This window comes from Cellulomonas algicola, from assembly GCF_003851725.1.
In the GTDB taxonomy this organism is placed as follows: Bacteria; Actinomycetota; Actinomycetes; order Actinomycetales; family Cellulomonadaceae; genus Cellulomonas; species Cellulomonas algicola.
The window spans coordinates 1-9,248 of sequence record NZ_BHYL01000209.1 but is presented as its reverse complement, the minus strand read 5'-3'; the positions used below and the strand labels follow the sequence as shown (position 1 = coordinate 9,248).

The window sequence follows — 9,248 nt, the reverse complement described above, 5'->3', positions numbered from 1 at the left end:
TGCCGGGGGTGTCGCCGGGCTTCGCGAACCCCGTCGCGGCGGCGGCCGGTGCCTCCGGGGCGGGTGCGGCGGCGGTCGCGTCGGCCTGCGGGGCGGCGGCGGTCGCGTCCGTGGGGGCGGGGCCGGCGGCGGCCTTCTCGTCGGGCGTGCCGGCGGTCTGGTCAGGCGTGTCGTGGGACATGTCGGTCCTGTCGTGAGTACGTGTCCGCGGGCGCGTGCGCGGGCCGGGCCGGCCAACCCGCTGCGCCGTTGCTGATGGGGGCCAGCATGCCAGCCCTGCCTGAGCAGGGGCGCGGTATCGCGGGGCCGTCCGGTCACCGAGATGTCTTGATGTCGAGTAATCTTGACCGCGGAAACCGCCGGCCGCTGCGTGCCCCCGCGTGCGCGCGGCCCCGGCCCCCGGGCCCGCCAGGGCCCTCCCCACGGCACAGGAGACCCCCGCATGGCGAAGATCAAGGTCGTCGGCCCGGTCGTCGAGCTCGACGGCGACGAGATGACGCGCATCATCTGGCAGTTCATCAAGGACCGCCTGATCCACCCGTACCTCGACATCGACCTGCGCTACTACGACCTGTCGATCCAGAACCGCGACGCCACCGACGACCAGGTGACGATCGACGCGGCGCACGCCATCAAGGAGCACGGCGTCGGCGTCAAGTGCGCGACGATCACGCCCGACGAGGCGCGCGTCGAGGAGTTCGGCCTCAAGAAGATGTGGGTCTCGCCCAACGGCACGATCCGCAACATCCTCGGCGGCGTCGTCTTCCGCGAGCCGATCATCATCAGCAACATCCCGCGCCTGGTCCCGGGCTGGAACAAGCCGATCATCATCGGCCGTCACGCCCACGGCGACCAGTACAAGGCGACGAACTTCAAGGTCGCCGGTGCCGGCACCCTGACGCTGACGTTCACGCCCGCCGACGGCTCGGAGCCGATCCAGCAGCAGGTCGTGACGTACCCGGCCGAGGGTGGCGTCGCGATGGGCATGTACAACTTCAACGAGTCGATCCGCGACTTCGCGCGCGCCTCGTTCGCGTACGGCCTGCAGCGCGGCTACCCGGTCTACCTGTCGACCAAGAACACGATCCTCAAGGCGTACGACGGCCAGTTCAAGGACATCTTCCAGGAGGTGTTCGACACCGAGTTCAAGGACCAGTTCGACGCCGCCGGGCTGACCTACGAGCACCGCCTCATCGACGACATGGTCGCCGCGGCCATGAAGTGGGAGGGCGGCTACGTCTGGGCGTGCAAGAACTACGACGGCGACGTGCAGTCCGACACCGTCGCGCAGGGCTTCGGCTCGCTCGGCCTCATGACGTCGGTCCTCATGACCCCCGACGGCAAGACCGTCGAGGCCGAGGCCGCGCACGGCACCGTCACGCGCCACTACCGCCAGTACCAGGCGGGCAAGCCCACGTCGACCAACCCGATCGCGTCGATCTTCGCGTGGACCGGTGGCCTCAAGCACCGCGGCAAGCTGGACGCGACGCCCGAGGTCACGCAGTTCGCCGAGACGCTCGAGGACGTCGTCATCAAGACCGTCGAGAGCGGCAAGATGACGAAGGACCTCGCGCTGCTCATCGGCCCGGACCAGGCCTGGCTGACGACCGAGGAGTTCCTCGCCGCGCTCGACGAGAACCTGTCCGCGCGCCTGGGCTGACCCCGGCACGCACGACGACGAAGGGCGGCATCCCGTGGGGTGCCGCCCTTCGCGCGCGCCCGGGTCCGGGTAGCGTGCGGGTAGCCCCGACCGGGGCCGCCGCCGTCGTCGTCCCCGAGGAGCAGCCGTGCCCGCCAGCCAGCCTGTCAACGTCACCGTCACGGGGGCCGCCGGCCAGATCGGCTACGCGCTGCTGTTCCGGGTCGCGTCCGGACAGCTGCTCGGCCCCGACACACCCGTGCGACTGCGGCTGCTCGAGGTGCCGCAGGCCGTGAAGGCCGCCGAGGGCACCGCGATGGAGCTCGACGACTGCGCGTTCCCGCTGCTCGCGGGCATCGACATCCACGACGACGCGACCGCCGCGTTCGACGGAGTGAACGTCGCACTGCTCGTCGGCGCCCGTCCGCGCACCGCGGGCATGGAGCGCGGCGACCTGCTCTCCGCCAACGGCGGCATCTTCGGCCCGCAGGGTGCGGCGATCAACGCGGGCGCTGCCGACGACGTGCGCGTCCTGGTCGTCGGCAACCCGGCCAACACCAACGCGTGGATCGCCGCGCAGCACGCCCCCGACGTGCCCGCCGCGCGCTTCACGGCGATGACGCGCCTCGACCACAACCGGGCGGTCGCCCAGCTCGCCGCGCGCACGGGCGCGTCCGTCGACGACATCCGCCGCGTCACCATCTGGGGCAACCACTCCGCGACGCAGTACCCCGACGTGTCCCACGCGACGATCGGGTTCCGTCCGGCGCGCGAGGTCGTCGGCGACGACGCCTGGCTGAGCGACACGTTCATCCCGACCGTCGCCAAGCGCGGCGCGGCGATCATCGAGGCACGCGGGGCGTCGTCGGCCGCGTCGGCGGCCAACGCCGCGATCGACCACGTGCACACGTGGGTGCACGGCACGCCCGAGGGGGACTGGACGTCGGCGGGCATCGTGTCCGACGGGTCGTACGGCGTGCCCGAGGGGCTCGTCTCCTCGTTCCCCGTGACGTCCTCGGGGGGCGAGTGGCAGATCGTGCCCGACCTCGACATCGACGACGCCTCGCGCGCGCGCATCGACGCGTCCGTCGCCGAGCTCGTCGAGGAGCGCGAGGCGGTCCGCGCGCTCGGCCTCGTGTGACGCCCTCCATCGCCAGGGCTGCCGCACGCACGTGCGGCGTGAGGACGAGTCGACGGGGGCGGGCGTGCGTGTCGCGATCCGCGTGAAGCCGGGGGCGTCGCGGACCCGCGTCGGGGGCCGGCGCGGTGACCGGCTGGTCGTCGCGGTGCAGGAGCGCGCGGTCGACGGTGCGGCGACCGAGGCGGCGCTCGTCGCGCTCGCCGGGGCGCTCGGAGTGCGACGCCGTCACGTGACGCTCGTCTCGGGGACGACGAGCCGGGACAAGGTCGTGGACGTGGACGACGCCGTCGTGTCGGAGGAGCTCCGGACCGGGTGGGCGGAGCTTTTGGGCTCGGACTGACGGCAGGGGGTGGCCGCTCGACGGGCGGTCCGCCGGGCCGCGTGCTGGACTGGTGCGCGTTCGTGGGGATGTCCGGTCCGTGTCCGCTGGACCGATTGGCCCGAAACCCTTGCTGCAACTTGCAGCAAGAATGTACGGTCGCGACGTCCCGCCACACCGCCGTGCCGGGCCGACGAAGGAGTCGCCATGTCGCGCCGCCCCTCTGCCCCACCGAGACACCGCACGACCGCCACCCGCCGGACCGTCGCGGGTGCCACCGCCCTCGCCGTCGCGGCCGGCCTCGTCGGCACCGCCGCGCTCGCCGCGGCCGCCCCCGCCACCGCCGCCGCGACCAGTGCCGCCCTCGTCGGCAGCCTGCAGTCCGAGCTCGGCTGCACCGAGGACTGGCAGCCCGCCTGCGACGCGACGGAGCTGACCCCCGCCGGCGACGGCACGTTCACCGCCGACTTCGAGGTCCCCGCGGGCACGTGGGAGTACAAGGTCGCGCTGGACGACGCGTGGGACGAGTCGTACGGAGTCGACGGCTCGGGCGACAACAGCCCGCTCGTCCTGGCGGGCGCGACGACGCTGCGCGTGACGTACGACGACGCGACGCACCGCACGTCCGTCACGCCTCTGGGCCTGGCCGGCGGCTACACGGACGAGGACGCGGACCTCGTCGCCGAGCCCGTGCGCGACCCGGGCGCCGGCAAGAGCTTCTACTTCGTCATGACGGACCGGTTCGCGAACGCGGACCCGTCGAACGACACGGGCGGCCTCACGGGCGACCGGCTGGTCACGGGCCTCGACAAGACCGACAAGGGCTTCTACCAGGGCGGCGACCTCGCGGGCCTGCGCGAGCGGCTCGACTACATCGCCGGGCTCGGCACGACCGCGATCTGGCTGACCCCGTCGTTCAAGAACAACCCCGTGCAGGGCACCGGCGCGGACGCGTCCGCCGGGTACCACGGGTACTGGATCACGGACTTCACGCAGATCGACCCGCACCTGGGCACGAACGCCGAGCTCGAGGCGCTCATCGACGACGCGCACGCGCGCGGGATCGACGTGTACTTCGACATCATCACGAACCACACGGCGGACGTCATCGACTACGCCGAGGGGGAGTACGGCTACGTCGAGCAGGCCGACGACCCGTACCGCACGGCGGACGGCACGCCGTTCGACCCGGCGGACTACGCGGGCACGGACGACTTCCCGACGCTCGACCCCGCGACGTCGTTCCCGTACACGCCGGTGATCGACCCGGCCGACGCCGACCGCAAGGTCCCGGCCTGGCTCAACGACCCGACGGTCTACCACAACCGCGGCAACTCGACCTGGACGGGTGAGTCCGTCACGTACGGCGACTTCTCCGGCCTCGACGACCTCATGACCGAGGACCCGCGCGTCGTGCAGGGCTTCGAGGACGTCTACGAGGCGTGGGTCGACCTCGGCATCGACGGCTTCCGCATCGACACCGCGAAGCACGTGAACTTCGAGTTCTGGCAGCAGTGGGCGACCGCGATCGGCGAGCACGCCGCGTCGGTCGGCAACCCGGACTTCTTCATGTTCGGCGAGGTGTACGACGCGGACCCGGCGAAGCTGTCGCCGTACATGCGCCGGACGGACATGAACGCGGTCCTCGACTTCACGTTCCAGTCGGCCGCCGCGGGGTACGCGGGTGGCTCGTCCTCGGCGGGGGCCCTCTCCGACCTGTTCGCGGGCGACGACTACTACACGACCCCGACGTCGAACGCGCAGGCGCTGCCCACGTTCCTCGGCAACCACGACATGGGTCGCATCGGCCACTTCGTGAAGGACGCCTCCGACCCGCAGGCGCGCTCGCAGCTCGCGCACGCGCTCATGTACCTGACCCGCGGCCAGCCGGTCGTCTACTACGGCGACGAGCAGGGCTTCGTCGGCGACGGCTCGCTCGACGGCACGGACAAGGACGCGCGCCAGTCGCTCTTCGCGACGCAGGTCGACGAGTACGCGGACCAGGCGCTGCTCGACGGCACGACGGCCGGGTCCGTGGACCGCTACGACACCGACACGGTGCTGTACACGACGATCGCCGATCTCGCGGCGCTGCGGGCCGAGACGCCCGCGCTGCGCACCGGCGCCCAGATCGAGCGCTACTCCGACGGCGCCGTCTACGCGTTCTCCCGCGTCGACTCGTCGGAGAAGGTCGAGCACCTCGTCGCGCTCAACAACGGCACCGCGCCCGCGACGGTCACCGTCGACACGCTCACCCCCGGTGCGACCTTCACCGGGCTGTACGGCACGACCGGCACGGTCGCGGCTGCGGCGGACGGCACGGTGTCGCTCACGATCCCGGCACTGTCGGCGGTCGTCCTGCGGGCGGGCGCGACGGTCGGCGCCCCGGCGGCGGCCGGCCCGGTCGCGCTCGACGTGCCCGTCGCGGGCGGGGCCGTGAGCGGCGTCGCCCCCGTGGGTGCCGACGTCGCGGACGACGTGTGGAGCCAGACGTCGTTCGCCTACCGCGTCGTCGGAGACGACGGGTGGACCGCGCTCGGCACGTCCGAGACGACGAGCCCGCGCGTCTACCACGACGTCACGGGCCTCGAGCGCGGCACGCTCGTCGAGTACCGCGCGGTCACGGTCGACGCGGCCGGCCACCGGTCGGCGGCGTCGACCTTCGGCAGCGTCGGCATCCGCGTCGACGGCGACGTGGACGAAGGCCCGGATCCGGGTGACCTGGTGGTCTCCGTGCCCGGCAGCCACAACAGCGAGATGGGCTGCGCGGGCGACTGGGCACCGGCGTGCGAGAGCGCGCGCCTGACGTACCGCGCCGACGGCGTCTACGCGGGCACCTTCACGCTGCCCGCCGGGACGTACGAGTACAAGGTCGCCATCGGCGGCTCGTGGACCGAGAACTACGGCGCGGGCGGCGTGCGTGACGGCGGGAACGTCACGTACACGCTGGCGGCACCGACCGCGGTGACGTTCTACTACGACCCGGTCACGCACTGGTTCACGTCGACGGCGCAGGGGCCGATCCTCACGGTCCCGGGCTCGCACAACTCCGAGCTGGGCTGCGCGGCCGACTGGTCGCCCGACTGCCTGAGGACGTGGCTGCAGGACCCCGACGGCGACGGCACGTACACGTTCACGACGGACCAGATCCCGGCCGGCTCGTACGAGGCCAAGGTGGCGCACAACCTGTCGTGGACCGAGAACTACGGCGCGGGCGGCGCACCGGGCGGCGCGAACATCCCGTTCACCGTCGCCGCCGGCAAGCCCGTGACGTTCTCCTACGTCCTCGCGACGCACGTCCTCACCGTCGAGGCTGCCGACCCGGGGCTGCCCGGGACGGGCGAGGAGCGGGCGCAGTGGATCGACGCGGAGACGATCGCGTGGCCCGCCGAGTGGGCGACCGACCCGGCCGCTTCCACCTGGCACCTGCACGGCGCTCCCGACGGCTCGCTCGGCGTGACCGACGGCACCGTGTCCGGCGCGACGACGACGGTGGACCTCACGTACGACGCCGACGGACTCAGCGACGCGCAGCTCGAGCGCTTCCCGGCGCTCGAGGGCTACCTCGCGCTGCACGTCGACGCGCCCGCCGACGAGGCCCGCGAGCTGCTGCGGGGCGAGCTCCTCGTCACGCAGGAGGCCGCCGACGGCGCCCTCCAGGCGGCGACCGGCGTGCAGATCCCCGGCGTGCTCGACGACCTGTACGCCGACCAGGCCGACGACCGCGCGCTCGGCGCGACGTGGCGCAAGGGCGTCCCGACGCTCGCGCTGTGGGCCCCGACGGCCCAGGACGTGAACCTGCTGCTCTGGCCGGCGAGGAAGTCCGGCGGGGTCGACACGAGCGGTGAGCCGCAGGCCGTCGACGCGAAGCGCCAGAAGGACGGCTCCTGGACGGTCGAGGGCACGAAGAAGTGGGCGGGCGCCGCGTACCTGTGGGAGGTCACCGTCTACGCGCCGACGACGGACGCCGTCGAGGTCAACCGCGTGACCGACCCGTACTCGGTCGCGCTCACGCTGAACAGCACGCACTCGGTGCTGGTCGACCTGGCGGACAAGCAGTACCGCCCGAAGCAGTGGGAGAAGACGAAGCAGCCGGTCGTGCGGCCCGTCGACCAGACGATCTACGAGCTGCACGTGCGCGACTTCTCGATCAGCGACCCCACCGTGCCGGAGGCGCAGCGGGGGACGTACCTCGCGTTCGCCGGCGCGGGGGCCGGTCGGCAGCACCTGCGCGAGCTCGCGGACGCGGGCCTCACGACGGTGCACCTGCTGCCGACGTTCGACATCGCGACGATCCCCGAGGCCCGGGCCGACCAGGCCGTGCCGCAGTGCGACCTCGCGTCGTTCCCGCCGGACTCGCCCGAGCAGCAGGCGTGCGTCACCGCGGTGGCCGCGCAGGACGGCTTCAACTGGGGCTACGACCCGCTGCACTGGACGACGCCCGAGGGCTCGTACGCGGTCGACGCCGACGGGGGAGCGCGCGTCGCGGAGTTCCGCACGATGGTCGGGGCGCTGCACGCCGACGGCCTGCAGGTCGTGCTCGACCAGGTGTTCAACCACACCGCGGCGAGCGGCCAGGACCCGAAGTCGATCCTCGACCGCGTCGTCCCGGGCTACTACCACCGGCTGAATGCGACCGGTGCGGTCGAGACGTCCACGTGCTGCCAGAACGTCGCGACCGAGCACCGCATGGCCGAGAAGATGATGGTCGACTCGGTCGTCACGTGGGCGCGCGACTACAAGGTGGACGGGTTCCGCTTCGACCTCATGGGCCACCACTCGCGGTCCACGATGGAGGCGGTCCGCGACGCGCTCGACGACCTCACGCCGAAGAAGGACGGCGTCGACGGCCGCAAGGTGTACCTGTACGGCGAGGGCTGGAACTTCGGCGAGGTCGCCGACAACCGGCTCTTCTACCAGGCCACGCAGGGGCAGCTCGGCGGCACCGGGATCGGCACGTTCTCCGACCGGCTGCGCGACGCCGTCCGCGGCGGCGGCCCGTTCGACGAGAACCCGCGGATCCAGGGCTTCGGCTCCGGGGCGTTCACCGACCCGAACGGCGACGCGGCCAACGGCTCCGAGGCGGACCAGCTGGCCCGCGTCCAGCACGCGGCCGACCTCGTGCGGCTCGGGATGGCCGGCAACCTGCGCGAGTACCGGCTGCTCGCGTCGGACGGCACGGTGAAGCGCGGCGACGAGCTCGACTACAACGGCCAGCCCGCGGGCTACGCGGACTCGCCCGAGGAGGTCGTCACGTACGTCGACGCGCACGACAACGAGACGCTGTTCGACGCGCTGACGTACAAGCTCCCGCAGGCGACGACGATGGCCGACCGCGTCCGGATGAACACCGTGTCGCTGTCGACCACCGCGCTCGCCCAGACGCCGAGCTTCTGGCACGCGGGCGCCGACCTGCTGCGCAGCAAGTCGCTCGACCGGAACTCCTACGACTCGGGCGACTGGTTCAACGCGTTCGACCCGTCGAAGCAGGACAACGGGTTCGGCCGCGGCCTGCCGCCGCGTCCCGACAACGAGGCGAAGTGGCCGTTCCAGCAGCCGCTGCTGGCGGACCCGGCGCTCAAGCCGGCACCCGCCGACATCCAGGCGGCGTCCGCGGCGGCCGACGACCTGCTCCGCCTGCGGTTCTCGACCCCGCTGTTCCGGCTCGGGTCGGCGGACCTCATCGAGCAGAAGGTGACGTTCCCGAACTCCGGCCCGCAGGCCACGCCCGGCGTCGTCGTGATGCACGTCGCCGACCAGGGCGGCTGGGACCGTGACACGCGGCGCTGGGACAAGGACGTCGACAAGAAGCTCGACGGGCTGCTCGTCGTCGTCAACGCCTCCGACGAGGCGACGACGCAGACGATCGCGGCGCTCGCGGGGGACAAGTACACGCTGTCGACGGTCCAGGCGCGCGGGAGCGACCCGGTCGTCAAGGGCACCACCTGGGACAAGGCGACCGGCACGGTGACCGTGCCCGCCCGGACCGTCGCGGTGCTCGTCGAGAAGGACACGGGCCACGGGCACGGTCCGTCACACCACTGGTGGGACGACGTGCGCGACTGGTTCGACAACGGGCCGGCAGCCTCGTGGAGGTGGCTGATCGGCTGGTTCGGCGGCTGATGTGGTCGCGGGGGGGGGGGGACGCC

The 9,248-nt window shown here is 72.4% G+C and carries 5 protein-coding genes; 4 read left to right on the top strand and 1 reads right to left on the bottom strand.

The features are described 5' to 3' along the window. The coding region (locus CTKZ_RS21615) for a hypothetical protein (protein WP_200829747.1) at nucleotides 1–181 on the bottom strand (181 nt) is incomplete at its 3' end. Nucleotides 182–442: 261 nt separating this feature from the next. Between CTKZ_RS21615 and CTKZ_RS13520 the strand changes: the two genes are divergently transcribed. The 4 genes from CTKZ_RS13520 to pulA all read left to right on the top strand — a co-directional run bounded on the left by CTKZ_RS13520 (nucleotide 443) and on the right by pulA (nucleotide 9,222). Beyond that, complete coding sequence (locus CTKZ_RS13520; RefSeq protein ID WP_124343442.1) at nucleotides 443–1,660, top strand: NADP-dependent isocitrate dehydrogenase; 1,218 nt, start codon at nucleotides 443–445, stop codon at nucleotides 1,658–1,660. 127 nt (nucleotides 1,661–1,787) lie between these two features. Continuing rightward, on the top strand, nucleotides 1,788–2,780 hold the full coding sequence (locus tag CTKZ_RS13515; RefSeq protein ID WP_124343441.1) for a malate dehydrogenase: 993 nt from the start codon (nucleotides 1,788–1,790) through the stop codon (nucleotides 2,778–2,780). A 64-nt stretch (nucleotides 2,781–2,844) separates the two neighbouring features. Next, a complete protein-coding gene (locus CTKZ_RS13510) occupies nucleotides 2,845–3,120 on the top strand; it encodes a DUF167 domain-containing protein (RefSeq protein ID WP_124343440.1) in 276 nt (91 codons plus the stop codon). Nucleotides 3,121–3,306: 186 nt separating this feature from the next. After that, nucleotides 3,307–9,222, top strand: coding sequence for a pullulanase-type alpha-1,6-glucosidase (pulA, locus tag CTKZ_RS13505; protein ID WP_124343439.1), 5,916 nt, complete (start codon nucleotides 3,307–3,309; stop codon nucleotides 9,220–9,222). Nucleotides 9,223–9,248 lie beyond the last annotated feature (26 nt).

Excerpts from the sequence above, each read along its gene's own strand:
- CTKZ_RS13520 (WP_124343442.1), top strand. The coding sequence starts at position 443 with ATGGCGAAGATCAAGGTCGTCGGCCCGGTCGTCGAGCTCGACGGCGAC.
- pulA (WP_124343439.1), top strand. The coding sequence starts at position 3,307 with ATGTCGCGCCGCCCCTCTGCCCCACCGAGACACCGCACGACCGCCACC.